The organism is Escherichia sp. MOD1-EC6021 (assembly GCF_002965245.1).
GTDB lineage: Bacteria > Pseudomonadota > Gammaproteobacteria > Enterobacterales > Enterobacteriaceae > Escherichia > Escherichia coli_F.
In genome coordinates, this window is sequence record NZ_PTRU01000044.1 from 1 (window position 1) to 25,588 (window position 25,588).

Annotated in this window: 28 protein-coding genes, 1 other RNA gene, 1 pseudogene and 1 other annotated feature; of the genes and pseudogenes, 14 read left to right on the forward strand and 16 right to left on the reverse strand. The window is 50.2% G+C overall.

Annotated features, from left to right (window positions below; all coding sequences use genetic code 11):
- A partial coding sequence (locus BEB54_RS30025) for an autotransporter outer membrane beta-barrel domain-containing protein (RefSeq protein WP_077473311.1) occupies nucleotides 1-170 on the forward strand: 170 nt, incomplete at its 5' end.
- 160 nt (nucleotides 171-330) lie between these two features.
- Here the strand turns inward: BEB54_RS30025 and ssrA are convergent.
- Together ssrA and smpB are read right to left on the reverse strand one after the other, a co-directional pair.
- Nucleotides 331-693: a transfer-messenger RNA gene (gene ssrA, locus BEB54_RS25655) on the reverse strand.
- Nucleotides 694-907: 214 nt separating this feature from the next.
- On the reverse strand, nucleotides 908-1,390 hold the full coding sequence (smpB, locus tag BEB54_RS25660) for an SsrA-binding protein SmpB (protein ID WP_000162574.1): 483 nt from the start codon (nucleotides 1,388-1,390) through the stop codon (nucleotides 908-910).
- 170 nt (nucleotides 1,391-1,560) lie between these two features.
- Here smpB and ratA point away from each other — a divergent pair, with 170 nt between their 5' ends.
- Both ratA and BEB54_RS25670 read left to right on the forward strand, forming a co-directional pair.
- On the forward strand, nucleotides 1,561-1,998 hold the full coding sequence (gene ratA, locus BEB54_RS25665; RefSeq protein ID WP_001300750.1) for a type II toxin-antitoxin system toxin RatA: 438 nt from the start codon (nucleotides 1,561-1,563) through the stop codon (nucleotides 1,996-1,998).
- A complete protein-coding gene (locus BEB54_RS25670) occupies nucleotides 1,988-2,278 on the forward strand; it encodes an RnfH family protein (RefSeq protein ID WP_001117842.1) in 291 nt (96 codons plus the stop codon). Before ratA ends, BEB54_RS25670 begins: the two co-directional genes overlap by 11 nt.
- Before the next feature lie 61 nt (nucleotides 2,279-2,339).
- Here BEB54_RS25670 and bamE read toward each other — a convergent pair whose 3' ends face one another.
- From bamE to nadK, 3 genes are all read right to left on the reverse strand, one after another.
- Nucleotides 2,340-2,681, reverse strand: coding sequence for an outer membrane protein assembly factor BamE (bamE, locus tag BEB54_RS25675; RefSeq protein ID WP_001203437.1), 342 nt, complete (start codon nucleotides 2,679-2,681; stop codon nucleotides 2,340-2,342).
- 148 nt (nucleotides 2,682-2,829) lie between these two features.
- Nucleotides 2,830-4,491: a DNA repair protein RecN gene (recN, locus tag BEB54_RS25680; RefSeq protein WP_032184939.1), complete on the reverse strand. Its 1,662-nt coding sequence runs from the start codon at nucleotides 4,489-4,491 to the stop codon at nucleotides 2,830-2,832.
- An 85-nt stretch (nucleotides 4,492-4,576) separates the two neighbouring features.
- A complete protein-coding gene (gene nadK / locus BEB54_RS25685; RefSeq protein ID WP_001059176.1) occupies nucleotides 4,577-5,455 on the reverse strand; it encodes an NAD(+) kinase in 879 nt (292 codons plus the stop codon).
- A gap of 122 nt (nucleotides 5,456-5,577) precedes the next feature.
- Here nadK and grpE point away from each other — a divergent pair, with 122 nt between their 5' ends.
- Nucleotides 5,578-6,171 carry a nucleotide exchange factor GrpE gene (gene grpE / locus BEB54_RS25695; protein WP_001296310.1) on the forward strand — a complete coding sequence of 198 codons (594 nt, stop codon included), beginning with the start codon at nucleotides 5,578-5,580 and terminating at the stop codon, nucleotides 6,169-6,171.
- Between the two features lie 54 nt (nucleotides 6,172-6,225).
- Here grpE and BEB54_RS25700 read toward each other — a convergent pair whose 3' ends face one another.
- Nucleotides 6,226-7,512: an HlyC/CorC family transporter gene (locus BEB54_RS25700; protein ID WP_010723175.1), complete on the reverse strand. Its 1,287-nt coding sequence runs from the start codon at nucleotides 7,510-7,512 to the stop codon at nucleotides 6,226-6,228.
- A gap of 20 nt (nucleotides 7,513-7,532) precedes the next feature.
- The gene (locus BEB54_RS25705) at nucleotides 7,533-8,324 is read right to left on the reverse strand and encodes a cytochrome C assembly family protein (protein WP_001338897.1); all 792 of its coding nucleotides are present in this window, start codon (nucleotides 8,322-8,324) and stop codon (nucleotides 7,533-7,535) included.
- 166 nt (nucleotides 8,325-8,490) lie between these two features.
- Here BEB54_RS25705 and ffh point away from each other — a divergent pair, with 166 nt between their 5' ends.
- The 5 genes from ffh to rplS all read left to right on the forward strand — a co-directional run bounded on the left by ffh (nucleotide 8,491) and on the right by rplS (nucleotide 11,991).
- Complete coding sequence (gene ffh / locus BEB54_RS25710; RefSeq protein WP_000460035.1) at nucleotides 8,491-9,852, forward strand: signal recognition particle protein; 1,362 nt, start codon at nucleotides 8,491-8,493, stop codon at nucleotides 9,850-9,852.
- Nucleotides 9,853-9,988: 136 nt separating this feature from the next.
- Nucleotides 9,989-10,237, forward strand: coding sequence for a 30S ribosomal protein S16 (gene rpsP, locus BEB54_RS25715; protein ID WP_000256450.1), 249 nt, complete (start codon nucleotides 9,989-9,991; stop codon nucleotides 10,235-10,237).
- Nucleotides 10,238-10,255: 18 nt separating this feature from the next.
- Entirely contained in the window at nucleotides 10,256-10,804 is a 549-nt protein-coding gene (gene rimM, locus BEB54_RS25720) for a ribosome maturation factor RimM (RefSeq protein WP_105277833.1), read from the forward strand.
- Nucleotides 10,805-10,834: 30 nt separating this feature from the next.
- The gene (gene trmD / locus BEB54_RS25725) at nucleotides 10,835-11,602 is read left to right on the forward strand and encodes a tRNA (guanosine(37)-N1)-methyltransferase TrmD (RefSeq protein ID WP_000264781.1); all 768 of its coding nucleotides are present in this window, start codon (nucleotides 10,835-10,837) and stop codon (nucleotides 11,600-11,602) included.
- Between the two features lie 41 nt (nucleotides 11,603-11,643).
- On the forward strand, nucleotides 11,644-11,991 hold the full coding sequence (gene rplS, locus BEB54_RS25730; RefSeq protein WP_000065253.1) for a 50S ribosomal protein L19: 348 nt from the start codon (nucleotides 11,644-11,646) through the stop codon (nucleotides 11,989-11,991).
- 76 nt (nucleotides 11,992-12,067) lie between these two features.
- On the opposite strand, the gene BEB54_RS25735 is transcribed toward rplS, so the two are convergent.
- The 4 genes from BEB54_RS25735 to BEB54_RS25750 form a co-directional block, all read right to left on the reverse strand.
- Nucleotides 12,068-12,550, reverse strand: a complete 483-nt coding sequence (locus BEB54_RS25735) for an OmpA family protein (protein WP_039021299.1) — start codon at nucleotides 12,548-12,550, stop codon at nucleotides 12,068-12,070.
- Nucleotides 12,551-12,565: 15 nt separating this feature from the next.
- Nucleotides 12,566-13,792, reverse strand: coding sequence for a diguanylate cyclase DgcN (gene dgcN / locus BEB54_RS25740; protein ID WP_077757002.1), 1,227 nt, complete (start codon nucleotides 13,790-13,792; stop codon nucleotides 12,566-12,568).
- Nucleotides 13,782-14,300, reverse strand: coding sequence for a YfiR family protein (locus BEB54_RS25745; protein ID WP_001212405.1), 519 nt, complete (start codon nucleotides 14,298-14,300; stop codon nucleotides 13,782-13,784). Before BEB54_RS25745 ends, dgcN begins: the two co-directional genes overlap by 11 nt.
- A gap of 150 nt (nucleotides 14,301-14,450) precedes the next feature.
- Nucleotides 14,451-14,816 carry a DUF2799 domain-containing protein gene (locus BEB54_RS25750; RefSeq protein ID WP_001353010.1) on the reverse strand — a complete coding sequence of 122 codons (366 nt, stop codon included), beginning with the start codon at nucleotides 14,814-14,816 and terminating at the stop codon, nucleotides 14,451-14,453.
- A 209-nt stretch (nucleotides 14,817-15,025) separates the two neighbouring features.
- Here BEB54_RS25750 and aroF point away from each other — a divergent pair, with 209 nt between their 5' ends.
- Entirely contained in the window at nucleotides 15,026-16,096 is a 1,071-nt protein-coding gene (gene aroF, locus BEB54_RS25755) for a 3-deoxy-7-phosphoheptulonate synthase AroF (RefSeq protein ID WP_001168045.1), read from the forward strand.
- 10 nt (nucleotides 16,097-16,106) lie between these two features.
- Complete coding sequence (gene tyrA, locus BEB54_RS25760; protein ID WP_000225222.1) at nucleotides 16,107-17,228, forward strand: bifunctional chorismate mutase/prephenate dehydrogenase; 1,122 nt, start codon at nucleotides 16,107-16,109, stop codon at nucleotides 17,226-17,228.
- Nucleotides 17,229-17,270: 42 nt separating this feature from the next.
- Here the strand turns inward: tyrA and pheA are convergent, their stop codons facing one another.
- The 5 genes and pseudogenes from pheA to bamD form a co-directional block, all read right to left on the reverse strand.
- On the reverse strand, nucleotides 17,271-18,431 hold the full coding sequence (gene pheA / locus BEB54_RS25765; RefSeq protein ID WP_000200113.1) for a bifunctional chorismate mutase/prephenate dehydratase: 1,161 nt from the start codon (nucleotides 18,429-18,431) through the stop codon (nucleotides 17,271-17,273).
- 21 nt (nucleotides 18,432-18,452) lie between these two features.
- Nucleotides 18,453-18,578, reverse strand: a sequence feature (Phe leader region).
- Nucleotides 18,530-18,577 carry a pheA operon leader peptide PheL gene (gene pheL / locus BEB54_RS25770; RefSeq protein WP_001386991.1) on the reverse strand — a complete coding sequence of 16 codons (48 nt, stop codon included), beginning with the start codon at nucleotides 18,575-18,577 and terminating at the stop codon, nucleotides 18,530-18,532. (Overlaps the previous feature by 48 nt.)
- 102 nt (nucleotides 18,579-18,680) lie before the next feature.
- Nucleotides 18,681-19,022, reverse strand: coding sequence for a ribosome-associated translation inhibitor RaiA (gene raiA / locus BEB54_RS25775; RefSeq protein WP_000178456.1), 342 nt, complete (start codon nucleotides 19,020-19,022; stop codon nucleotides 18,681-18,683).
- Between the two features lie 259 nt (nucleotides 19,023-19,281).
- Nucleotides 19,282-19,993 (reverse strand): annotated as a pseudogene (locus BEB54_RS25785) (IS4 family transposase).
- Between the two features lie 121 nt (nucleotides 19,994-20,114).
- Entirely contained in the window at nucleotides 20,115-20,852 is a 738-nt protein-coding gene (bamD, locus tag BEB54_RS25790; RefSeq protein WP_000197686.1) for an outer membrane protein assembly factor BamD, read from the reverse strand.
- A gap of 134 nt (nucleotides 20,853-20,986) precedes the next feature.
- On the opposite strand from bamD, the gene rluD reads away from it, so the two are divergent.
- The 3 genes from rluD to clpB all read left to right on the forward strand — a co-directional run bounded on the left by rluD (nucleotide 20,987) and on the right by clpB (nucleotide 25,398).
- Nucleotides 20,987-21,967, forward strand: a complete 981-nt coding sequence (rluD, locus tag BEB54_RS25795; protein WP_000079112.1) for a 23S rRNA pseudouridine(1911/1915/1917) synthase RluD — start codon at nucleotides 20,987-20,989, stop codon at nucleotides 21,965-21,967.
- Complete coding sequence (gene yfiH / locus BEB54_RS25800; RefSeq protein ID WP_105277866.1) at nucleotides 21,964-22,695, forward strand: purine nucleoside phosphorylase YfiH; 732 nt, start codon at nucleotides 21,964-21,966, stop codon at nucleotides 22,693-22,695. The genes rluD and yfiH overlap by 4 nt, the downstream gene beginning before the upstream one ends.
- Before the next feature lie 129 nt (nucleotides 22,696-22,824).
- A complete protein-coding gene (clpB, locus tag BEB54_RS25805; protein WP_001235102.1) occupies nucleotides 22,825-25,398 on the forward strand; it encodes an ATP-dependent chaperone ClpB in 2,574 nt (857 codons plus the stop codon).
- The last annotated feature ends 190 nt before the right edge of the window (nucleotides 25,399-25,588 follow it).

The window sequence follows — 25,588 nt, forward strand, 5'->3', positions numbered from 1 at the left end:
ATGACGGTAATTTTGTCAATGATTTGTCGGGCAGACGTGGAATATACCAGGCAGGTATTAAAGCCTCATTCAGCAGTTCGTTAAGCGGGCATCTCGGGGTGGGGTATAGCCATGGTGCCGGTGTGGAATCCCCGTGGAACGCGGTGGCTGGTGTGAACTGGTCGTTCTGACCATCAACGAAAAAGCCCACATCTGTGGGCTTTCATATCACCAGGAGCCGCGGCTCCTTTGCGTATCCTTTTATGTCTCCTCACCGTCTGGTCGGTGTCTTGCTGAGACTTCTAACTTCCTGTTTTTGTTGGTGTTGTCCTTGCACCGTCCAATCATGATTGGTGGAGCTGGCGGGAGTTGAACCCGCGTCCGAAATTCCTACATCCTCGGTACTACATGCTTAGTCAGTCTTTACATTCGCTTGCCAGCTGCGGACGGACACGCCACTAACAAACTAGCCTGATTAAGTTTTAACGCTTCAACCCCAGGCAGGGCTTCCACGCGATCTCTTTTGGGTTTGACCTCTCTTGATCCCCGTCCTAAGAGCGGAGGCTAGGGAGAGAGGGCTCTAAGCAGGTTATTAAGCTGCTAAAGCGTAGTTTTCGTCGTTTGCGACTATTTTTTGCGGCTTTTTACGAGGCCAACCGCCCCTCGGCATGCACCTTGGGTTTCGCAAATCCCGTCGAATCCAGAATCAGCCCCAATGTGTAACGGTAAGTATACCAGATTCATGAGTGCCATGACCAGCCTCAATGGCGTTATCGTTAAAGATTTAGCACCCATGTAGCCTGATTTTTATTCGATTAAGCAATGGGATGGCAACATTTGGGTCGGATGTGATAGCCAATAAGATGTTCATTCGCGCCGCCGGAGAGGGTGGCGCGGTGAGGAACTGGTCAATAATTGGAGTGCAGATTTAACGGTGGGCGTTTTTCATGATACGCGCTTTATCCACCTGCCATTCGCGTTCTTTGATGTCTGAACGTTTATCGTGCTGTTTCTTACCTTTAGCGACGCCGATTTTCACTTTGCACCAGGCATTTTTCCAGTACAGGGAGAGCGCCACTACGGTATAGCCTTCTCGATTGACGCGACCGTACAATGAGTCCAGTTCGCGCTGGTTGAGAAGTAACTTGCGGGTACGGGTAGGATCGCACACCACATGCGTGGATGCCACAGCCATTGGCGTGATGTTAGCGCCAAACAGAAATGCTTCTCCATCACGTAGAAGGACGTAGCTGTCGCTGATATTGGCTTTTCCTGCGCGCAGGGATTTAACCTCCCAGCCTTGCAGGGCAAGTCCCGCTTCGAACTCTTCTTCGATAAAGTATTCGTGACGGGCGCGCTTGTTAAGTGCGATGGTCGCTGAACCAGGTTTATGTGCTTTTTTCTTCGTCATAAGCGTCGTGAATCATCGGTAATCTGAAATCGAAAACACCCCATATCAATCCTGCGGGGGACAAGGCTCTATCTTAGCATGAACCCGATGTTACCCAGCGCCGGGATAGCGTTTTTTTTACAGCAGGATAAATGATATTATTTGTTGGATTTTTGTTGATGGAAATTGTTATGCCTCAGATTAGCCGGACCGCACTGGTACCCTACAGCGCGGAGCAAATGTATCAGTTAGTGAATGACGTTCAGTCTTATCCTCAGTTTTTGCCGGGTTGTACCGGAAGTCGGATTCTGGAGTCCACTCCTGGGCAGATGACCGCGGCGGTAGATGTCTCTAAGGCTGGGATCAGCAAAACGTTTACTACCCGCAACCAGTTGACCAGTAACCAAAGTATTCTTATGAATCTGGTGGATGGGCCGTTCAAGAAATTGATCGGTGGATGGAAGTTTACGCCGCTGAGCCAGGAGGCGTGTCGTATCGAGTTTCATCTCGACTTTGAGTTTACCAATAAGTTGATTGAACTCGCCTTTGGCCGCGTGTTTAAAGAGCTGGCGGCTAATATGGTCCAGGCTTTTACGGTTCGTGCGAAAGAGGTTTACAGTGCCAGGTAAAATTGCCGTTGAGGTGGCTTATGCTCTACCTGAGAAGCAGTACCTGCAGCGCGTGACGCTGCAGGAGGGCGCGACGGTTGAAGAAGCTATTCGCACCAGTGGCTTGCTGGAATTGCGTACCGATATCGATTTAACTAAAAACAAAGTCGGCATTTACAGCCGTCCGGCAAAACTGAGCGATACCGTGCATGATGGCGATCGGGTGGAGATTTATCGTCCTCTCATTGCCGATCCTAAAGAGCTTCGCAGGCAACGAGCAGAAAAATCAGCGAATAAATAACAGACAGAAAAAAGGTGCTTATTGAGCACCTTTTTTAACGTCTTTGAGAGCAACTTTATTATTAGTTACCACTCAGCGCAGGTTTGTTATCAATGTTGGTCAACACCCCGCTACTGTTAAAGGTCAGCGTCAGCGTTTGCTGCGTTACACCTTCATGACCTGGTTGCTGGCGGAAGACATAGAACCAGGTATTCGTACCAAATGGATCGGACATCAGCGGTGTACCCAATGCGTACGCAACTTGTTGTTGCGTCATGCCAACACGTATTTTGGATACGTCGTTAGCGGTCAGATAGTTCCCCTGGTTGATGTCAGGACGGTAAACCACTCGCTCCAGAGTGGAACAGCCTGCGGTCAACATCAATAGTACTGCTGCTGCAGCAGTCAGCGTTTTACAGCGCATAGTGATTTGATTCCTTTTCGGGCCCGAGCAGTACGTGGCTCATCTGTAATATGCCGATGATAATAGACCTTTCATCACTTTAAAACCTTTTGCTTTCCGGTCTTACGGCGTTTTGCTGTTTACTCTGACCGTGAAGCAGGAAAAAAGTTTACGCCGCAAGCAGTTCTTTCGCATTCGCCAGTGTGTTACGTGTGACTTCACTGCCACCAAGCAGGCGCGCCAGCTCTTGTAACCGCGCTTTTTTGTCCAGCGACTCCATATGCGTTTCTGTCATCGCACCATCGGTTTCTTTGCTGACAAAATAGTGTTGATGACCACATCCCGCGACTTGTGGCAGGTGGGTAACACACATCACCTGAGTTGATTCGCCAAGTTGACGTAGCAGTTTGCCGACAACTGCCGCTGTTGGGCCGCTAATCCCTACATCCACTTCATCAAAAATCAGTGCCGGGGTTTCCATTTTACGCGCGGTAATGACCTGGATTGCCAATGCGATGCGGGACAACTCACCACCGGATGCGACTTTGGCAATAGGCTGCATTGGCTGACCTGGGTTGGTGGTTACCCGAAACTCAATACGATCAGCGCCGTCAGCGCCCAGGTGATGCTCGTCAAATTTAACATCGATCGTAAACTGCCCATGTGGCATAGAGAGTGCATGCATACTATCGGTGATCAGCTGTGCCAACTCATTTGCATAATGCTGGCGTTGCTGGTGTAACGCGCGCGCCGTTTCCAGTGCCTGCTGATGATGTTTCGTTACCGCCAGCGCGAGCGTTTCTTGTGAGTCGGCCTGATCGTCCAGTTGCTGCTGTTCTTCCAGTAGCGACTGGTAATACTGTGGCAATGCCTCAGGGCTGACGTGATGTTTACGTGCCAGCGAAATCTGTTTTGAGATACGCTGTTCAAGTTCAAACAGTCGGTTGGGATCGAGATCCAGACGATCGCAGTAGTGGCGCAGTTCGTCGCTGGCTTCAGCAATCTGGATGGTAGCTTCTTCCAGCATATCAAGTACGCCGGACAGTTTGCTGTCCATGCCAATCAATTCGCTCACCAGTTGTTTAGCCGTGTAAAGCTGACTTTGCAGGTTTGCGTCTTCACCGTCGGCCATTAATGCCAATGCATTCTGGCTGGTGGTCAGCAATTGACCGCTGTTCGCCAGACGTTTGTACTCTTCGTCGATTTGCTCAAACTCTCCGGGCTGAGGATTAAATTCGTTAAGTTCTTTTAATTGGTATTGCAGCAGCTCCGCACGAGCGGCGCGTTCCTGACTTAACTGTTGATGATGCGCGAGGTCGCGGCAGCTTTGATGCCACAACTGATAACGTGCGGTCATTTCCTGAAGCAGAGAGGTTTCATTAGCATAGCCATCAAGCAGGAATTTTTGGTGCTCGGGTTTGGTGAGTAATTGATGGGCGTGCTGACCATGGATCTGAATGAGCAACTGGCCCAGTTCGCGCAGTTGTGACAGTGGAACAGCTGTACCGTTGATAAAACCACGAGAGCGACCATCGCTACTGATTACGCGACGAAGCAGGCATTCACGGCCATCTTCCAGTTGGTTTTCTTCCAGCCAGCGCAGTGCTGCGGGTGTATCTTTCAGAGAAAAACGGGCGCACAGATCTGCGCGAGCAGCGCCGGTACGCACCATGTCGGCTTCAGCGCGACCGCCGAGACAAAGGCCCAGGGCATCTATTGCAATAGATTTACCCGCGCCGGTCTCGCCGGTGATTACGGTCATGCCGCTGTGAAAATCAATCTCAAGCTCACGAACGATAGCAAAGTTGCTGATGGTCAGTTGTGCCAACATAGTTGTTTTCCTGTATGAAAAACCATTACTGTTATTGTGTACAGTATAAACTGGTTTTATATACAGTAAAGAGGCTGGCGTAAAATTAGAATAATTTTTTTGACCAGCCGAGCTTGGTGCTTAATGTATTGAAATAGCTGTAATCTTTCGGATGAATCAGATTCAGATGGTAATCACAGCGACGAATCAGGACATCTTCTCCTTCCTGAATCGGTAGTGCTATCTGGCTGTCGCAACTGATTTCCAGGTCGTTACGGCGATGTGAAAAACGCAGACGGATCGTGCTGCTGCTGTTTATGACCAGTGGTCGTGCTGACAACGTATGCGGGAACATGGGCACCAGGGTAATTGCATCCAGAGAAGGCGTCAGGATTGGACCGCCTGCCGAGAGAGAATAGGCAGTGGAGCCTGTAGGTGTCGAAATAATCAGGCCATCGGAACGCTGCGAAAACGCAAAGATCTCGTCGATATATACTTCGAACTCAATCATATGCGCCACTTTGCCTGGATGAAGTACCACTTCATTTATCGCGGTGCTGATGCGCTTTTGGCAATCTTGCTGACAGACTTGCGCTTCCAGCAAAAAACGTTTCTCGCTGATGTAGTGACCTTCCAGCACATCGGCTAATTGTTGCTGGGCGTTATCGGGATCAAGGTCAGTCAGGAAACCCAGGTTGCCACGGTTGATTCCAATAACTTTAATATCGTAGCGGGCGAGCGTGCGCGCCGCGCCCAGCATATTACCGTCGCCGCCAACGACAACCGCGAGATCAGCCTGTTGCCCAATCTCCGCGAGCGTGCCAGTTTTCACATTCTTCAGTTGCAGTTCGTGAGCGATTTGTTGCTCAACGATGACCTCGTAACCTTTTGTGCACAGCCAGCGGTAGAGCATTTCATGTGTTGTCAGTGCAGTGGGGTGCCGTGGGTGTCCCACAATGCCAATACACTTGAAATGATTATTCATTTTTCCGAGGTCCTTGTTGCGAAGATTGATGACAATGTGAGTGCTTCCCTTGAAACCCTGAAACTGATCCCCATAATAAGCGAAGTTAGCGAGATGAATGCGAAAAAAACGCGGAGAAATTCATGAGTAGTAAAGAACAGAAAACGCCTGAGGGGCAAGCCCCGGAAGAAATTATCATGGATCAGCACGAAGAGATTGAGGCAGTTGAGCCAGAAGCTTCTGCTGAGCAGGTGGATCCGCGCGATGAAAAAATTGCGAATCTCGAAGCTCAGCTGGCTGAAGCCCAGACCCGTGAACGTGACGGCATTTTGCGCGTAAAAGCCGAAATGGAAAACCTGCGTCGCCGTACTGAACTGGATATCGAAAAAGCCCATAAATTCGCGCTGGAGAAATTCATCAACGAATTGCTGCCGGTGATTGATAGCCTGGATCGTGCGCTGGAAGTGGCTGATAAAGCTAACCCGGATATGTCCGCGATGGTTGAAGGTATTGAGCTGACGCTGAAGTCGATGCTGGATGTTGTGCGTAAGTTTGGCGTTGAAGTGATCGCCGAAACTAACGTCCCACTGGACCCGAATGTGCATCAGGCCATCGCAATGGTGGAATCTGATGACGTTGCGCCAGGTAACGTACTGGGTATTATGCAGAAGGGTTATACGCTGAATGGTCGTACGATTCGTGCGGCGATGGTTACTGTAGCGAAAGCAAAAGCTTAATTTCTGCTTTCGTAATAAATCACGGCCCAGCATGCGAATGCCGGGCCGTTTTCGTTACTCCGCCACACTCTCACGCAGCGGTTTCACAGGAAAAACTTTTACCTGCTTAATCATATTGTCCTGTACATCGAGAATATCGATATCGTACTCGCCAATACGCACGCGAGTTCCTGCGACAGGAATCTCTTCCAGTGCCTCAAGAATGACGCCATTAACCGTTCGTGCATCATCTTCCGGTAGATGCCAGTTGAAGGCTTTGTTGATTTCCCGCACGTTGGCAGTGCCATCGATAATCACCGAACCGTCGTTTTGCGGCGTGACCTCTTCGGCGAGCGTTGGCGACATCGACGTGGTGAAATCACCAACAATCTCTTCGAGAATATCTTCGACCGTCACCAGACCCTGAATATCTCCATACTCGTTGACGACCAGGCCGACTTTCTTTTTGTTGCGCTGAAACTTCACCAGCTGCGTGCTGAGCGGCGTACCTTCCGGGACAAAATAGATTTCGTCCGCGGCGCGTAGCATGGTTTCTTTGGTGAACTCTTTTTTTTCCGACATGAGTCGCCAGGCTTCACGTACTCGCAGCATACTGATGGCGTCGTCAAGCGAGTCACGGTAGAGCACGATGCGTCCGTGAGGTGAGTGGGAGAGTTGGCGGAGAATCGATTTCCAGTCATCGTTGATATCAATACCGATAATTTCACTACGCGGCACCATGATGTCATCGACGGTCATTTTTTCCAGATCGAGTACCGACAACAGCATATCCTGATTGCGACGGGAAATCTGTGACCGCGATTCGTGCACAATGGTGCGTAATTCTTCTTTGCTTAAAGATCCACTAACCACGATATCGGTTTTGATGCCCATCATGCGCATTAACATGCGGGTAATAGCGTTTAGCAACCAGACCAGTGGCATCATCAAAATTTGCAGCGGTGCCAGCAGAAAACTACTTGGATAGGCGACTTTTTCCGGGTACAGCGCGGCAATGGTTTTCGGCAATACTTCAGCAAAAACCAGTACGACAAAAGTAAGCACACCAGTCGCAATTGCCACGCCCGCATCCCCGTACAAACGCATCCCCACAATAGTGCCGAGCGCGGAAGCAAGAATATTGACCAGGTTATTGCCGATTAACACCAGGCTTATCAGGCGGTCTGGCTTACGCAGCAATTTTTCGACGCGTTTGGCCGAGCGATTACCCTGTTTCGCCATATGCCTCAGACGATAGCGGTTGAGGGTCATCATTCCGGTTTCGGACCCGGAAAAATAGGCTGAAATGACCACCATGATGATCAGAATAATGATCAACGTAGTAGTAGAAATGTGTTCCAGGGGAAACTCCTTTTCTGGGATTAGCTGATTAACTGCTGGACAATTCGGCTGCCGAAGTAGGCCAGTGTCAGAATGACTGCACCCGCAACGTTAAACCAGACGACGCGGCGTCCACGCCATCCTTCATGATAATGTCCCCACAGCAGCACAATATAGACAAACCACGCCACGATAGAGAGCACGGCCTTGTCGATATTTTCCATGCTAAATAAGTTGTGCATGTAGAACAGGCCAGTGCAAAGAGTGAGCGTTAACAGCACCACGCCAATCTGCGTGATGTGGAACATTTTACGCTCGATACTCATCAACGGCGGCATTTCCTGGTTAAACGCCAGCTTCTTGTTCTTCAGTTGGTAATCAATCCACGCCAGTTGTAATGCATACAGAGCGGCGATAATCAGCGTGGCATAGGAAAAGAGCGATAAGCCAATGTGCACCAGCATCCCAGGCGTTGCTTCCAGATGGGTGATGTATTCATTGGGCATAAAGGTGGCCAGCGCCAGGTTGATAAGCGCAAAGGCATAGACAATGGGTAGCAGCAACCAGCCACGATTGCGAGAAGCCACGATGGTCATTACCGTACAGATCATCAAACTGACCAGCGAACCAACGTTCAGCAGGCTGAGGTTTTGTCCGCTATCACCGTCGGGCAGGATGCGGGCTTCCAGAGCGATTGCGTGGCAGACCAGCGCGATGACCGCAGAAATAATAGCCATGCGCCGCCAGCCGCCGTTTTTTTGCAGCAGACCGGGAACAATCAGCGCAAGACTGACGGAGTAGGCGACAAGCGCGAGCAGAGCAAAAACGGGCATAGTAATGTCGACAGTTTGAGCAATAAGAAAGAGAAGCAGTATAGCGTCAGGTGAACGCTGCTCCAACCGTTGCATAACAACAAAGACGCCTTCATGTTATACTGCGGCAAAATACTGATGATGTGTCGCGATTGCGGCCAACCGTTTCCACCCCAGGCGAGAGACAATGTTTGATAATTTAACCGATCGTTTGTCGCGCACGCTGCGCAATATCAGTGGCCGTGGACGCCTCACTGAAGACAACGTAAAAGATACGCTGCGCGAAGTGCGCATGGCGCTGCTGGAGGCGGACGTCGCCCTGCCGGTAGTGCGTGAGTTTATCAATCGCGTAAAAGAGAAAGCGGTTGGTCATGAAGTTAATAAGAGCCTGACGCCGGGGCAGGAGTTCGTCAAAATCGTCCGTAACGAACTGGTTGCGGCGATGGGCGAAGAGAACCAGACCCTGAATCTGGCTGCGCAACCGCCAGCGGTGGTACTGATGGCGGGCCTGCAAGGTGCCGGTAAAACAACCAGCGTGGGCAAGCTCGGTAAGTTCCTGCGTGAGAAGCACAAGAAGAAAGTGCTGGTGGTTTCTGCTGACGTCTATCGCCCGGCGGCAATCAAACAGCTTGAGACGCTGGCAGAGCAGGTGGGCGTTGATTTCTTCCCTTCTGATGTTGGTCAGAAGCCGGTTGATATTGTTAACGCGGCGCTGAAAGAAGCCAAACTGAAATTCTACGACGTGCTGCTGGTGGATACCGCTGGTCGTCTGCACGTTGACGAAGCGATGATGGACGAGATCAAACAAGTCCATGCGTCGATTAACCCGGTTGAAACCCTGTTTGTGGTTGACGCCATGACCGGTCAGGATGCGGCCAATACGGCAAAAGCATTCAATGAAGCGTTACCGCTGACCGGTGTGGTACTGACTAAAGTCGACGGCGATGCTCGTGGCGGTGCGGCGCTCTCTATTCGTCACATTACGGGCAAACCGATCAAGTTCCTCGGTGTTGGCGAGAAAACCGAGGCGCTGGAGCCGTTCCATCCGGACCGCATCGCTTCCCGTATTCTCGGCATGGGCGACGTGCTGTCGCTGATCGAAGATATCGAAAGTAAAGTTGACCGCGCGCAGGCAGAGAAATTAGCCAGCAAGCTGAAAAAAGGCGACGGCTTCGATCTCAACGACTTCCTTGAGCAACTGCGCCAGATGAAAAATATGGGCGGCATGGCTAGCCTGATGGGCAAACTGCCGGGCATGGGGCAGATCCCGGATAACGTCAAGTCGCAGATGGACGATAAAGTGCTGGTGCGTATGGAAGCCATCATCAACTCGATGACGATGAAAGAGCGCGCTAAGCCAGAAATCATCAAAGGTTCGCGTAAACGCCGTATCGCTGCCGGTTGCGGTATGCAGGTGCAGGACGTTAACCGTCTTCTGAAACAGTTCGACGACATGCAGCGCATGATGAAGAAAATGAAGAAGGGCGGAATGGCGAAGATGATGAGAAGCATGAAAGGGATGATGCCGCCGGGATTTCCTGGTCGCTAAATGACCTTATGCGACAGAGTTATTAACTGCTGATTGCATTTTCTCCAGAAATCAGTAAAATTTTCGGGCTTTTAATATGACACCGGACTCCGTTCCTCGATGGGGTCCGGTTGTTTTATTCACACAAGAGGATGTTATGGTAACTATTCGTTTAGCACGTCACGGCGCTAAAAAGCGTCCGTTCTACCAGGTTGTTGTCGCTGACAGCCGTAATGCACGCAACGGTCGCTTCATCGAGCGCGTTGGTTTCTTCAACCCAATCGCTAGCGAAAAAGAAGAAGGCACTCGCCTGGATCTGGATCGCATCGCTCACTGGGTTGGCCAGGGCGCAACTATTTCTGATCGCGTTGCAGCGCTGATCAAAGAAGTAAACAAAGCAGCTTAATCTGTCACGGTGGTCATGATGAGCAAACAACTCACCGCGCAAGCACCTGTTGATCCCATCGTTTTGGGAAAAATGGGTTCGTCTTACGGTATTCGTGGGTGGCTCAGAGTGTTTTCTTCCACCGAAGACGCCGAAAGCATTTTTGACTATCAGCCCTGGTTTATCCAGAAGGCGGGTCAGTGGCAGCAAGTCCAGCTGGAAAGCTGGAAGCACCACAATCAGGACATGATCATCAAGCTGAAAGGCGTTGACGATCGTGATGCGGCGAACCTGCTGACGAATTGTGAAATTGTCGTGGATTCATCGCAGCTGCCTCAGCTTGAAGAGGGTGACTACTACTGGAAAGACCTGATGGGCTGCCAGGTAATAACCACTGAAGGCTACGATCTCGGTAAAGTCATCGATATGATGGAAACCGGATCTAATGACGTTCTCGTCATTAAGGCAAACCTGAAAGATGCGTTTGGTATCAAGGAACGTCTCGTACCGTTCCTCGATGGGCAGGTTATCAAGAAAGTCGATCTCACTACTCGTTCAATCGAAGTAGATTGGGATCCTGGTTTTTAAACCACCGGATAAACGGTAAAAGACGGCGCTATGTGGATTGGCATAATTAGCCTGTTTCCTGAAATGTTCCGCGCAATTACCGATTACGGGGTAACTGGCCGGGCAGTTAAAAATGGCCTGCTGAGCATCCAGAGCTGGAGTCCTCGTGACTTCACGCATGACCGGCACCGTACTGTGGACGATCGTCCTTACGGCGGCGGACCGGGGATGTTAATGATGGTGCAACCTTTACGGGACGCCATTCATGCAGCAAAAGCCGCGGCGGGTGAAGGCGCAAAGGTGATTTATCTGTCACCGCAGGGGCGCAAGCTTGATCAAGCAGGCGTCAGCGAACTGGCAACGAATCAAAAATTGATTCTGGTGTGCGGTCGCTACGAAGGTATAGATGAGCGCGTGATCCAAACCGAAATTGACGAAGAATGGTCAATCGGCGATTACGTTCTCAGTGGTGGTGAGTTACCAGCAATGACGCTGATTGACTCCGTTTCCCGGTTTATTCCGGGAGTACTGGGACATGAAGCTTCGGCAACGGAAGATTCCTTTGCTGAAGGATTGCTGGATTGCCCGCACTATACACGGCCTGAGGTGTTAGAAGGGATGGAAGTTCCGTCAGTGTTACTGTCGGGCAACCATGCTGAGATACGTCGCTGGCGTTTGAAACAGTCGCTGGGCCGTACCTGGCTTAGAAGACCTGAACTTCTGGAAAACCTGGCTCTGACTGAAGAGCAAGCAAGGTTGCTGGCGGAGTTCAAAACGGAACACGCACAACAGCAACATAAACATGATGGGATGGCGTAAGCCCCCGAGATATCAGTTTACCCAGGATAAGAGATTAAATTATGAGCAACATTATTAAGCAACTTGAACAAGAGCAGATGAAGCAGGACGTACCTTCCTTCCGTCCGGGTGATACCGTGGAAGTGAAAGTATGGGTTGTTGAAGGTTCCAAAAAACGTCTGCAGGCATTCGAGGGCGTGGTTATCGCTATTCGTAACCGCGGTCTGCACTCTGCATTCACTGTTCGTAAAATTTCCAACGGCGAAGGCGTTGAGCGTGTCTTCCAGACTCACTCTCCGGTAGTTGACAGCATTTCTGTCAAACGTCGTGGTGCTGTTCGTAAAGCTAAACTGTACTACCTGCGTGAGCGTACTGGTAAGGCTGCTCGTATCAAAGAGCGTCTTAACTAAGATTTCGCTTAAGCGACATCCTGTTAAGAAGGGCTGGCCAATTGGCTGGCCCTTTTTTTATCTGTTTGCTCGTGTTTTAAGGGGTAGTAATCACTACTGCGACGCGGCGGTTCTCGGCGCGGCCCTGGGCGGTCTTGTTACTGGCTATGGGATATTTTTTTCCTAAACCCTGTGTGGTGAGGTTGCTGCGCGGAATTTGTCCACCTATAGCCCATGCATCGGCCACAACATTCGCCCGTTTCAATGATAAGGCTTCGTTGTAACTGTCTTCACCATAGTTGTCGGTGTGTCCATCCATACGGGCATGCGTTAGCCCTGTCGAGGCCAATTTGGCTGCCATGGTTTGGATCTGTTGCTGGCTTTCCGGGAGCAATTTGTAGTCATTTTTTGCGAACAGAATGGCATCTGATAATCCCAGCGACCAGTCGCCGGCGGATTCAGTAAATCCATAAGATTGCATAGCGGCAACTTGCTCAGGAGTAAACTTTCCCTGAGGGGACTGGCAGCCAGTCAGTACTAGCGAGGTGAAAATCAGGGGTGCTACCAGGTGCTTTATCATATCGATATATCCTTGTTATCTCACCAGCTTTTCGGCACGCTGGTGTTTGGCCTGATACATATTGTGATCGGCCAGCTCTTGTAATTTTTCCGCAGAGGCATGCTCAATGGTCATCGCGTAACCAATGCTTAATGTCATGGTGGTCTGATGACCATTATGAAGATCAAACGGGCGATTAAAGATTTGTGTCAGTGCTGAGCATATCCGCTGCACTTCAGATTCCGACTGTACACCATAGAGCACCATCGCGAATTCATCGCCGCCTATGCGGTATGCTTTATGTTGCAGCCCGCCAAATTCTGCTAACCGTTTTGCTACCTCAATCAAGACCCGATCGCCCGTCGCATGACCCCAGGTATCGTTGATATATTTAAAATTATCGCCATCAAGAAACAGTAACGCCGACGTTTTTCTGGCGTCGGAACTGCTCATCAACGTGTTGATGCCGCTACGAAACGCAGCCCGGTTCGCCAGCCCGGTTAATGGGTCATGTAGCGCGGTACGTAGAAGCTGCGCATTTTTGGCCTGTAAACGAAGCTGCCACTCTTCCATTTCATCCAGCAGACTGTTGAAGTCGAGAGCGAAGCGGTGAAACTCAGCGATACGTTCTTCCGAAACTCGTCGGGAAAAATTGCGGTTGGAACGCACATCATGTACGACATCGGTGATATTTTTCAGCGCTTCCACCAGGCCATTGTGCAAATGGCGGGTGAGGGTAATTGCGATGCCTGATGCCAGCAGAATACAACCGGTCAGGACAGCGAGCGAAAACCAGATAAAATGGCTGATCGAGCTGTCGCGAGCGGTTAAGCGTACTTCGCCAATGGTTTCACCATTGTGACGAATCGGCTGAGTGATGGGGGCAGGGAAGAGCCAGTGGCTTATGAAATTGCTGAAAGTATCGCCTGGATCCTTACGGGTGTAATGCCAGGATGCCAGAATATTTTGCTGCTTATCACGCACTTCTGCAGTTGAAAATTGCCCTTGCTTCCCCAGCGCTGCCAGTGTTTGAGTTGCTGCAGGGCCATCGGCAAAAACGACCGCTGCTTCCAGACTGTAAGTCATTGTTGCTGCTGTCAGTGCCAGGTTTTTTTGCGCGTACTGTTTCAGGGTCAGCACCGAGGTCACGGAAAGCAGCAACCAGATCAGCATCATAGTGATAAATATGCTGGTCATACTGATGTTGCGTAATGCTCTTTTAAACGTGGGGCGCTTATTAAGAGAATTATCGTTATCCATCATTTTTCTTCCGTGCGAGCATTAAGACATCTGGGTTCACCTTTACACCGCTACGCGATAAGGCATCCAGGTTTACGGCAAATCTGACGTCATTATTGTGGATGATCAGACAAAAGGCGCTGCCAATAATGCACTCGGCATTTTGTTCGGCAATTAATAATAACGCCTTTGACGGATATTGTTCGGTTAATTCCATCTGGAATGTTGGTGACTCGTTGCCAAAATAAAAACCATTGCAGCCTGATATCATCGCCTCTTGTTGAGAGTGAATGATGACAGGCAGATAAGGCAAAGATGTCGCGCCATTCTCTTGTAGGGCGGTACTAAAACGTGAAGATGAAAAGATACATAACTTTGGTAGGCCTGATAGCGCAGGCCAGCGAGTGTAACTGACAATACCGGAAACCATCGTACGCACGTTTTTCGCAACGTCTGAAGGTTCCTGAGCGAGTATTGGTGCTCCCGTCAGGAGGAGAATCAGCAGTAAGAACAGACGATGAGAAAAACGCATTCAGGGATCCTCACCATCTTCGCTTGCAATGCATCGATAATTTTTCAGAATGCTCATTAAAATATCATTTTTTTATGCAGTCGTCATCAGAGTGGGAAATAAAAAATAATAAGTAAAATCTCATGTTTAATTTATTGTTGGGGGGGTTAATTAATTTAATCGTATTGTGCTGGCATTCTCATCAGCCCCTTTTTGCCATACTTCATGCAGTTGGCTGGCATTTTCAACATTGTTGCAGCTGGCAGGAAAGCTTTTACCGGAAAGTCCTCGGGCATAAGTAAAATCGGTCTGGCAAGTTTTCTTTTGTCCTTCGGCATATCCTTTAAGGTATAGACCGCGATCCGCCTGTGAATCGCTAAATGCATCGTCATCTTTTATGGCGTTGCCCGATATCGCATCTTCCATACCAACATCATACCAGTCGGTGCTGGTCAAGGTTGGCGCGTGAGTATAAGGATCAATCTGACATCCGCTAACCAGTAAAGCCAACAAGGGGGCGATAAACTTTTTCATCATTTCTTTCTCCTTTTTCAAAGCATAGCGGATTGTTTTCAAAGGAGGTGTAAATTTATTTATACATAAACAAGGGTTAAAAGCACGAATAAATTGTTTGTGTAAAGAAAAATGTACGAAATATGGATTGAAAACTTTACTTTATGTGTTATCGTTACGTCATCCTCGCTGAGGATCAACTATCGCAAACGAGCATAAACAGGATCGCCATCATGCAAAAAGACGCGTTGAATAACGTACATATTACCGACGAACAAGTTTTAATGACTCCGGAACAACTGAAGGCCGCTTTTCCATTAAGCCTGCAACAGGAAGCCCAGATTGCTGACTCGCGTAAAACCATTTCAGATATTATCGCCGGGCGCGATCCTCGTCTGTTGGTAGTATGTGGTCCTTGTTCCATTCATGATCCGGAAACTGCTCTGGAATATGCTCGTCGATTTAAAGCCCTTGCCGCAGAGGTCAGCGATAGCCTCTATCTGGTAATGCGCGTCTATTTTGAAAAACCCCGTACCACTGTCGGTTGGAAAGGGTTGATTAACGATCCCCATATGGATGGCTCTTTTGATGTAGAAGCCGGGCTGCAGATCGCGCGTAAATTGCTGCTTGAGCTGGTGAATATGGGACTGCCACTGGCAACGGAAGCGTTAGATCCGAATAGCCCGCAATACCTGGGCGATCTGTTTAGCTGGTCAGCAATTGGTGCTCGTACAACGGAATCGCAAACTCACCGTGAAATGGCCTCCGGGCTTTCCATGCCGGTTGGTTTTAAAAACGGCACCGATGGCAGTCTGGCAACGGCAATTAACGCTATGCGCGCCGCCGCCCAGCCGCACCGTTTTGTTGGCATTAACCAGGCAGGGCAGGTTGCGTTGCTACAAACTCAGGGGAATCCGGACGGGCATGTGATCCTGCGCGGTGGTAAAGCGCCAAACTATAGCCCTGCGGATGTTGCGCAATGTGAAAAAGAGATGGAACAGGCGGGACTGCGCCCGTCTCTGATGGTAGATTGCAGCCACGGTAATTCCAATAAAGATTATCGCCGTCAGCCTGCGGTGGCAGAATCCGTGGTTGCTCAAATCAAAGATGGCAATCGCTCAATTATTGGTCTGATGATCGAAAGTAATATCCACGAGGGCAATCAGTCTTCCGAGCAACCGCGCAGTGAAATGAAATACGGTGTATCCGTAACCGATGCCTGCATTAGTTGGGAAATGACCGATGCCTTGCTGCGTGAAATTCATCAGGATCTGAACGGGCAGCTGACGGCTCGCGTGGCTTAAGAGGTTTATTATGGTTGCTGAATTGACCGCATTACGCGATCAAATTGATGAAGTCGATAAAGCGCTACTGAATTTATTAGCGAAGCGTCTGGAACTGGTTGCTGAAGTTGGCGAGGTGAAAAGCCGCTTTGGACTGCCTATTTATGTTCCGGAGCGCGAGGCATCTATGCTGGCCTCGCGGCGTGCAGAGGCGGAAGCTCTGGGTGTACCGCCAGATCTGATTGAGGATGTTTTGCGTCGGGTGATGCGTGAATCTTACTCCAGTGAAAACGACAAAGGATTTAAAACGCTTTGTCCGTCTCTGCGTCCGGTGGTTATCGTCGGTGGTGGCGGTCAGATGGGACGTCTGTTCGAGAAGATGCTGACGCTCTCGGGTTATCAGGTGCGGATTCTGGAGCAACATGACTGGGATCGAGCGGCTGATATTGTTGCCGATGCCGGAATGGTGATTGTTAGTGTGCCCATTCACGTTACTGAACAAGTTATTGGCAAATTACCGCCTTTACCGAAAGATTGTATTCTGGTCGATCTGGCATCGGTGAAAAATGGACCATTACAGGCCATGCTGGCGGCGCATGATGGTCCGGTGCTGGGGTTACACCCGATGTTCGGCCCGGACAGCGGTAGCCTGGCAAAGCAAGTTGTGGTCTGGTGTGATGGACGTAAGCCGGAAGCATACCAATGGTTTCTGGAGCAAATTCAGGTCTGGGGCGCTCGGCTGCATCGTATTAGCGCTGTCGAGCACGATCAGAATATGGCGTTTATTCAGGCACTGCGCCACTTTGCTACTTTTGCTTATGGGCTGCACCTGGCAGAAGAAAATGTTCAGCTTGAGCAACTTCTGGCGCTTTCTTCGCCGATTTACCGCCTTGAGCTGGCGATGGTTGGGCGACTGTTTGCCCAGGATCCGCAACTGTATGCCGACATTATTATGTCGTCAGAGCGTAATCTGGCGTTAATCAAACGTTACTATAAGCGTTTCGGCGAGGCGATTGAGTTGCTGGAGCAGGGCGATAAGCAGGCGTTTATTGACAGTTTCCGCAAGGTGGAGCACTGGTTCGGCGATTACGCACAGCGTTTTCAGAGTGAAAGCCGCGTGTTATTGCGTCAGGCGAATGACAGTCGCCAGTAATAATCCAGTGCCGGGTGGCGTGTTTCACCCGGCACGATTTCATTATGCCGGATCGACTGGTACCACATTCTCGCTTGGGTAACAGCCCAGGACTTTCATCGAGCGAGTGATTTCACCTAGCTCTTTCAACGCCTGTTGCATTTCCGCTGATTCCAGATTGGCCTGAATATCCAGATAAAACATCTCTTCCCACGGGTTTCCGTGAATCGGGCGTGATTCCAGACGGGTCATAATCAGATTGTGGTTGCGCAGTACCAGCAACGCTTCAACCAGCGCACCAGCTTGTTGTCCGGTCGCCATTAACAACGTCGTTTTCGCCGGAACCTGGTCAGAAACGTTAATGGCTTTACGTGCCAACACCACAAATCGGGTGAAGTTTTGTCGCTGATTCGCTTCAATATGCTCCAGTACCTGCAAACCGTACAAAGTGCCGCCAGCTTCGCTTCCCAACGCAGCAACATGCGGTGATTTTGCCTGTGCAACCTTTTCCATTGCCGCAGACGTACTTTCGGTATATTCAATCTTCCAGTGCGGATAACGATTAAGGAATTTGCTGCATTGCTGGAATGGCTGCGGATGGCTGTAGACCGTATTAATGGTGGATAAATCAGTAGTGCCGGAGACCAACAAACAATGATCGATAGTTAACGTCATCTCGCCAACAATCGACAAACTGGTATGTTGCAGCAGATCGTAAACGTCGTTTATGGCACCGGAGCTGGTATTTTCAATCGGTACGACGGCATAGTCGGCCTGGCCGGTTTCCACCTGATTAAAAATATCGGCAAATTTGGCGCAGCCACTTTCAATGAATTGCTCAAAGTGACGCGCAGCGTACTGACGAGCGGCAAGATGTGAATAGGAGCCTTTGGGGCCGAGAAAAGCGATGCGTGCTGAGTGCGGATTAATTTTATTGAGATGTTGCTGGAGCAGTGCCTGCTGAGTTAATACGGAATCTTCAATGATGAGCTGGAACAGGCGAGTAATGTAATGGGCGTCCAGATGGTGCGCTTTACCGAGCGTAATTAATCTTTCCAGCAAATCGCGTTCGCGATCAATATCACGTACCGGGCGATGAGAGAGCAGTTTGGCTTTTCCCACCTCGACGGCCAGTTCGCGCCGCTCTGCCAGTAATGCTAATAATTTTTCATCCAGCGCGCTGATTTTCTCTCGCAGCGCCAGTAACGGGTTTTCCGATGTCATAGTGTTGCCTTTTTGTTATCAATAAAAAAGGCCCCCCGGTTTGGGAGGCCTTATTGTTCGTCTTCGCATTCTGTTTCACACGACGAAACGCCTCCCATTCAAGGGAAGGTAAAAAAGAATGCGAAGAAAAACGGTGTGTGTTTCATGTTTGTTTCCTTAAGTGACTTCAGTACAGTACCCGTACTGTTTTCACGCTGTCAACAAAAAACGCGCCCGAAGGCGCGTTGGCGATACACTCAATATAAAGGACTACTCTTCTTCAACTTCTTCGACGAAGTTGGCGTCTTTCACCGATGTTGCGGCACGACGTGCTTCGCCTTTGTGCTGCAGTTTATTGAGCTGCCGTTCCAGCTTGTTGATCAATTCGTTAATTGCGGTGTACATATCTTCATGTTTACCACTGGCAACCAGAACGCCGTTAGGAGTATTGATTGTGGCGTCAGCAACAAAACCTTGTGGCTCTTTGGACAGAATGATATGTGGATTAATCAGATGTGTTTGCCATTTTTCCAGTTTGGCGAGACGGTCTGCGACATGTTGGCGGATGGCCGGAGTAATTTCCATTTGTTTGCTGGTAATGTTCATTGTCATAAATTTTACCTCTTGTCTTCCCGTCTTGGTGAATTCAGCATACCGTTCCTGATGTCAAAATGTGTGATGGAAATCTCATAATTTTGTCACTTTTTGTCAACGAATCTTTTTTGTGAGAAATCGCAGGAAGAGGTGTTTTTTTACTTGAGGAATATCTCAAAGCGAGCCATATTTGATGAGATCGATAGTGACTAAATCGCTTCAGTTTCACAACTAACAGAATAAAAAAACGGCAGCTCAAGGCTGTAATGCCAGTCAGTTAAGCAACTGACTGGCTCTTTTTCGGGGCTGTGGGGTATTTCCAGGGCCTCTCCTTTACCACTCTCGGGAAGGCCCTTTCCCTTCTTGTCGGTAATTTCACTGGTTGTCCCATACTTGCAAGATCGCGCATCAGCTCCGGTATACGTCCCGGTGAAGCGCATGGCGTCCGTCATCGACGTCAGCAGATGGCTGGTCAGTTCCATCTGGCAGACCATTTTGACCTGCGGGTAGAGCGCCGGGTTCTCGGCATGTGTCTGGCGGGGGAAGGCTGCATCGTTCTCTGGTGTATTCGGTGTGCGCCAGAACACACCATCGATGGCCAGCAGGGTCAGGCCGCACCAGTGCGGATGCGGCGTGGCGTTATGCCAGAGCTGCGCTGTTTTCGTGAACACGCGGCGGACAGCCTCACTTCCCAGGCGCTGGCGGGCCTGAATAACGGCACTGGGGGCAACGAAGGGGCGATTGCCCGGCAGCATGATGTCCAGGCGATTCACAATCTGATGAAGAGGTTCTTTACGCTCAAGCGCCATGCCAACAATACACCAGACCATCATTTCGAGGGGAAGACGGCGCTTGCGTAGCGTTACAGTACCTGATTCGGCAAGGCAACGAGAGATGAGTTCGGGGTCGAGGTAATCCCCCAGAGAAGTCAGTGGGTTACGCAGAGAATCGTAACGGGATACCAAATCAAGGGCCTGTCCAATGAGCATAAAAAAAATCCGGAAACGAGTGAGCGTTTCCGGATTCTTACACAGGCACTGGATCGGTCAACTGATCCTTAACTGATCGGCATTACAGCTCAAGGCTGCCGTTTTGTGTTTCAGGTTTCTGTTATGTATTGCTGCTGTTTGCGGCGATGATTTTCGCTACTTTTTCAGCTTGCGCATTCATCTGCATCTGACGGTATGCATTTTCCATCAGCGGCAGCGCATCACGCGTAGCCTGGGTATCCGGATAGTCGCGCAACATGCCTTCTACGCGGTTAACGACAGCAACCCATGCACCACGTTCTGTATAATACTCGGCAACGGAGTATTCATATTTCGCCAGACGATCTTTCAGGAATACCAGACGTTTGGTGGCATCGGTGGTGTACTGACTGTTCGGATAGCCGCGCACCAGTTTGGAAAAGTCACTAAACGCAGCTCGTGCATGTTGAGGATCGCGATCGCTACGGTCAACGCCAAAGAACCCTTGCAGCGCACTGTCATCCAGCGCCATATTGGTCAGGCCACGCATGTACATGACATAATCGATATTCGGATGGGTCGGGTTAAGGCGAATAAAACGATCGATGGCAGCCTGTGCTAACGGCAAATCGGCGTTTTTATAGTAGGCGTAGATGAGATCCAGCTGCACCTGCTGCGAATACGGACCAAACGGATAGCGATTATCTAACGCTTCCAGTTGCGTTATTGCCTGTCTCCAGTTACCGTCCTGCAGCTTTTGTTGTGCAGTCGCGTAAATTTCATTTGGCGGATTATCAGGTACTTCTTCCTTTGACCCCGAGCAACCCGCCAAAAACAGGCTTAGTGTGGCGGCTGCCACCAGATATTTCATGCGCGTCATGACGTTTTGACTTTCCTCAAAATGTAATACGGGAGATTCTCTGTTCCTGCTCCCGGTTAAGACCAGCTACAATAGCACACTATATTAAACGGCAAAGCCGTAAAACCCCAACGATAAACGAAGAAGCAGTATATATGGCACAACGAGTACAGCTCACTGCAACGGTGTCCGAAAACCAACTCGGTCAACGCTTAGATCAGGCTTTGGCCGAAATGTTCCCGGATTATTCACGTTCGCGAATAAAAGAATGGATCCTCGACCAGCGCGTGCTGGTTAACGGCAAAGTTTGTGATAAGCCGAAAGAAAAAGTATTGGGTGGCGAGCAGGTGGCCATCAACGCTGAGATTGAAGAAGAAGCGCGTTTTGAACCGCAGGATATCCCGTTGGATATCGTCTATGAAGATGAAGATATCATCGTCATTAATAAACCACGCGACCTGGTTGTACATCCTGGCGCGGGTAACCCGGATGGCACGGTACTGAATGCGTTGCTTCATTATTATCCGCCCATTGCCGATGTACCGCGTGCGGGCATCGTCCATCGTCTGGATAAAGACACCACCGGCCTGATGGTTGTGGCAAAAACCGTTCCGGCTCAGACGCGTTTAGTCGAATCTTTGCAACGGCGTGAAATTACTCGTGAGTATGAAGCGGTGGCAATTGGTCATATGACCGCTGGCGGTACAGTAGATGAACCAATCAGCCGCCACCCGACCAAACGTACTCACATGGCGGTGCATCCGATGGGTAAACCGGCGGTCACTCACTATCGCATCATGGAACACTTCCGTGTGCACACGCGTCTGCGGTTGCGTCTGGAAACCGGACGTACGCACCAGATCCGCGTGCATATGGCCCATATCACTCATCCGCTGGTGGGCGATCCGGTTTATGGCGGCCGTCCGCGTCCGCCAAAAGGTGCTTCGGAAGCGTTTATCTCCACGCTGCGTAAGTTTGACCGCCAGGCGCTTCATGCAACCATGCTGCGTCTTTATCACCCGATCTCCGGCATCGAAATGGAATGGCATGCGCCTATTCCACAAGATATGGTGGAGCTGATTGAGGTGATGCGCGCCGATTTCGAAGAGCATAAGGATGAAGTGGACTGGTTATGAGTAAGCTGATTGTCCCGCAGTGGCCGCTGCCAAAAGGTGTTGCGGCCTGTAGCTCTACCCGTATCGGCGGCGTGAGCTTGCCGCCGTATGACTCGCTCAACCTCGGTGCCCATTGTGGCGATAACCCGGATTACGTCGAGGAAAATCGTAAGCGACTTTTTGCTGCGGGCAATTTGCCTTCAAAACCGGTCTGGCTTGAGCAGGTACACGGCAAAGATGTGCTTAAGCTTACTGGCGAACCTTATGCCTCAAAACGAGCAGATGCCTCTTATAGCAACACGCCGGGCACGGTTTGCGCTGTGATGACTGCCGACTGCCTCCCCGTGCTGTTTTGCAATCGAGCGGGAACGGAAGTCGCCGCCGCTCATGCTGGCTGGCGTGGACTGTGCGCAGGCGTGCTGGAAGAGACGGTTTCCTGTTTTGCTGATAATCCCGAAAACATTCTCGCCTGGTTAGGGCCGGCAATTGGTCCACGCGCGTTTGAAGTGGGAGCGGAGGTTCGCGAGGCGTTTATGGCAGTAGACGCCAAAGCGAGTGCAGCTTTCATTCAGCATGGAGATAAATATCTGGCGGATATTTATCAGCTTGCCCGGCAGCGTCTGGCGAACGTTGGTGTTGAGCAAATTTTCGGCGGCGACCGTTGTACATATACGGAAAATGAGACATTCTTCTCTTATCGTCGCGACAAGACCACCGGTCGTATGGCAAGTTTCATTTGGCTGATATAACCTAAAGAATCAAGACGATCCGGTACGCGTGATTTTCTTTTCACATTAATCTGGTCAATAACCTTGAATAATTGAGGGATGACCTCATTTAATCTCCAGTAGCAACTTTGATCCGTTATGGGAGGAGTTATGCGTCTGGATCGTCTTACTAATAAATTCCAGCTTGCTCTTGCCGATGCCCAATCACTTGCACTCGGGCACGACAACCAATTCATCGAACCACTTCATTTAATGAGCGCCCTGCTGAATCAGGAAGGGGGTTCAGTTAGTCCTTTATTAACATCCGCTGGCATTAATGCTGGCCAGTTGCGCACAGATATCAATCAGGCATTAAATCGTTTACCACAGGTTGAAGGTACTGGTGGTGATGTCCAGCCATCACAGGATCTGGTGCGCGTTCTTAATCTTTGCGACAAGCTGGCGCAAAAACGTGGTGATAACTTTATCTCGTCAGAACTGTTCGTTCTGGCGGCACTTGAGTCTCGCGGCACGCTGGCCGACATCCTGAAAGCAGCAGGGGCGACCACCGCCAACATTACTCAAGCGATTGAACAAATGCGTGGAGGTGAAAGCGTGAACGATCAAGGAGCTGAAGACCAACGTCAGGCTTTGAAAAAATACACCATCGACCTCACCGAACGAGCCGAACAAGGCAAACTCGATCCGGTGATTGGCCGTGATGAAGAAATTCGCCGTACCATTCAGGTACTGCAACGTCGTACTAAAAATAACCCGGTGCTGATTGGTGAACCAGGCGTTGGTAAAACAGCCATCGTTGAAGGTCTGGCTCAGCGTATTATCAATGGCGAGGTACCGGAAGGGCTGAAAGGCCGCCGCGTACTGGCGCTGGATATGGGCGCGCTGGTGGCCGGGGCGAAATATCGCGGTGAGTTTGAAGAACGTTTAAAAGGCGTGCTTAACGATCTCGCCAAACAGGAAGGCAACGTCATCCTGTTTATCGACGAATTACATACCATGGTCGGTGCGGGTAAAGCCGATGGCGCAATGGACGCCGGCAACATGCTGAAACCGGCGCTGGCGCGTGGTGAATTGCACTGCGTAGGTGCCACGACACTGGACGAATATCGCCAGTACATCGAAAAAGATGCTGCGCTGGAACGTCGTTTCCAGAAAGTGTTTGTTGCCGAGCCTTCTGTTGAAGACACCATTGCTATTCTGCGTGGCCTGAAAGAACGTTACGAACTGCACCACCATGTGCAAATTACTGACCCGGCAATTGTTGCAGCTGCGACGTTGTCTCATCGCTACATTGCTGACCGTCAGCTGCCGGATAAAGCCATCGACCTGATCGATGAAGCAGCATCCAGCATTCGTATGCAGATTGACTCAAAACCGGAAGAACTCGACCGACTCGATCGTCGTATCATCCAGCTCAAACTGGAACAACAGGCGCTAATGAAAGAGTCTGATGAAGCCAGTAAAAAACGCCTGGATATGCTCAACGAAGAACTGAGCGACAAAGAACGTCAGTACTCCGAGTTAGAAGAAGAGTGGAAAGCTGAGAAAGCGTCGCTTTCTGGTACGCAGACCATTAAAGCGGAACTGGAACAGGCGAAAATCGCCATTGAACAGGCTCGCCGTGTGGGTGATCTGGCGCGGATGTCTGAACTGCAATACGGCAAAATTCCAGAACTGGAAAAGCAACTGGAAGCCGCAACGCAGCTCGAAGGCAAAACTATGCGTCTCTTGCGTAATAAAGTGACCGACGCCGAAATTGCTGAAGTGCTGGCGCGTTGGACGGGGATTCCGGTTTCTCGCATGATGGAAAGCGAGCGCGAAAAACTGCTGCGTATGGAGCAAGAGCTGCACCATCGCGTTATTGGTCAGAACGAAGCGGTTGATGCGGTATCTAACGCTATTCGTCGTAGCCGTGCGGGGCTTGCTGACCCGAATCGCCCGATTGGTTCATTCCTGTTCCTCGGCCCAACGGGTGTGGGGAAAACTGAGCTTTGTAAGGCGCTGGCGAACTTTATGTTTGATAGCGACGAGGCGATGGTCCGTATCGATATGTCCGAGTTTATGGAGAAACACTCGGTGTCTCGTCTGGTTGGTGCGCCTCCGGGATATGTCGGTTATGAAGAAGGTGGCTACCTGACCGAAGCGGTGCGTCGTCGTCCGTATTCCGTCATCCTGCTGGATGAAGTGGAAAAAGCGCATCCGGATGTCTTCAACATTCTGTTGCAGGTACTGGATGATGGGCGTCTGACTGACGGGCAGGGGAGAACGGTCGACTTCCGTAATACGGTTGTCATTATGACCTCTAACCTCGGTTCCGATTTGATTCAGGAACGCTTCGGTGAACTGGATTATGCGCACATGAAAGAGCTGGTACTCGGTGTGGTAAGCCATAACTTCCGTCCGGAATTCATTAACCGTATCGATGAAGTGGTGGTCTTCCATCCGCTGGGTGAACAGCACATTGCGTCGATTGCGCAGATTCAGTTGAAACGTCTGTACAAACGTCTGGAAGAACGTGGTTATGAAATCCACATTTCTGACGAGGCGCTGAAACTGCTGAGCGAGAACGGTTACGATCCGGTCTATGGTGCACGTCCTCTGAAACGTGCTATCCAGCAGCAGATCGAAAACCCGCTGGCACAGCAAATACTGTCTGGTGAATTGGTTCCGGGTAAAGTTATTCGCCTGGAAGTTAATGAAGACAGGATTGTCGCCGTTCAGTAATGATAAAACGAGTCCTTCGGGGCTCGTTTTTGTCTATAAATTAGACGGAAAAGACTATATTCAAGATGTTTTGCCTGAAAAATGAGCGAACGATAAAGTTTTTATATTTTTCGCTTGTCAGGCCGGAATAACTCCCTATAATGCGCCACCACTGACACGGAACAACGGCAAACACGCCGCCGGGTCAGCG

Coding starts and splice junctions, on each gene's coding strand:
- smpB (WP_000162574.1), bottom strand. CDS start 1,390: ATGACGAAGAAAAAAGCACATAAACCTGGTTCAGCGACCATCGCACTT.
- ratA (WP_001300750.1), top strand. CDS start 1,561: ATGCCTCAGATTAGCCGGACCGCACTGGTACCCTACAGCGCGGAGCAA.
- bamE (WP_001203437.1), bottom strand. CDS start 2,681: ATGCGCTGTAAAACGCTGACTGCTGCAGCAGCAGTACTATTGATGTTG.
- recN (WP_032184939.1), bottom strand. CDS start 4,491: ATGTTGGCACAACTGACCATCAGCAACTTTGCTATCGTTCGTGAGCTT.
- nadK (WP_001059176.1), bottom strand. CDS start 5,455: ATGAATAATCATTTCAAGTGTATTGGCATTGTGGGACACCCACGGCAC.
- grpE (WP_001296310.1), top strand. CDS start 5,578: ATGAGTAGTAAAGAACAGAAAACGCCTGAGGGGCAAGCCCCGGAAGAA.
- BEB54_RS25705 (WP_001338897.1), bottom strand. CDS start 8,324: ATGCCCGTTTTTGCTCTGCTCGCGCTTGTCGCCTACTCCGTCAGTCTT.
- ffh (WP_000460035.1), top strand. CDS start 8,491: ATGTTTGATAATTTAACCGATCGTTTGTCGCGCACGCTGCGCAATATC.
- rpsP (WP_000256450.1), top strand. CDS start 9,989: ATGGTAACTATTCGTTTAGCACGTCACGGCGCTAAAAAGCGTCCGTTC.
- rimM (WP_105277833.1), top strand. CDS start 10,256: ATGAGCAAACAACTCACCGCGCAAGCACCTGTTGATCCCATCGTTTTG.
- trmD (WP_000264781.1), top strand. CDS start 10,835: ATGTGGATTGGCATAATTAGCCTGTTTCCTGAAATGTTCCGCGCAATT.
- rplS (WP_000065253.1), top strand. CDS start 11,644: ATGAGCAACATTATTAAGCAACTTGAACAAGAGCAGATGAAGCAGGAC.
- BEB54_RS25735 (WP_039021299.1), bottom strand. CDS start 12,550: ATGATAAAGCACCTGGTAGCACCCCTGATTTTCACCTCGCTAGTACTG.
- dgcN (WP_077757002.1), bottom strand. CDS start 13,792: ATGATGGATAACGATAATTCTCTTAATAAGCGCCCCACGTTTAAAAGA.
- BEB54_RS25745 (WP_001212405.1), bottom strand. CDS start 14,300: ATGCGTTTTTCTCATCGTCTGTTCTTACTGCTGATTCTCCTCCTGACG.
- BEB54_RS25750 (WP_001353010.1), bottom strand. CDS start 14,816: ATGATGAAAAAGTTTATCGCCCCCTTGTTGGCTTTACTGGTTAGCGGA.
- aroF (WP_001168045.1), top strand. CDS start 15,026: ATGCAAAAAGACGCGTTGAATAACGTACATATTACCGACGAACAAGTT.
- tyrA (WP_000225222.1), top strand. CDS start 16,107: ATGGTTGCTGAATTGACCGCATTACGCGATCAAATTGATGAAGTCGAT.
- pheA (WP_000200113.1), bottom strand. CDS start 18,431: ATGACATCGGAAAACCCGTTACTGGCGCTGCGAGAGAAAATCAGCGCG.
- raiA (WP_000178456.1), bottom strand. CDS start 19,022: ATGACAATGAACATTACCAGCAAACAAATGGAAATTACTCCGGCCATC.
- bamD (WP_000197686.1), bottom strand. CDS start 20,852: ATGACGCGCATGAAATATCTGGTGGCAGCCGCCACACTAAGCCTGTTT.
- rluD (WP_000079112.1), top strand. CDS start 20,987: ATGGCACAACGAGTACAGCTCACTGCAACGGTGTCCGAAAACCAACTC.
- yfiH (WP_105277866.1), top strand. CDS start 21,964: ATGAGTAAGCTGATTGTCCCGCAGTGGCCGCTGCCAAAAGGTGTTGCG.
- clpB (WP_001235102.1), top strand. CDS start 22,825: ATGCGTCTGGATCGTCTTACTAATAAATTCCAGCTTGCTCTTGCCGAT.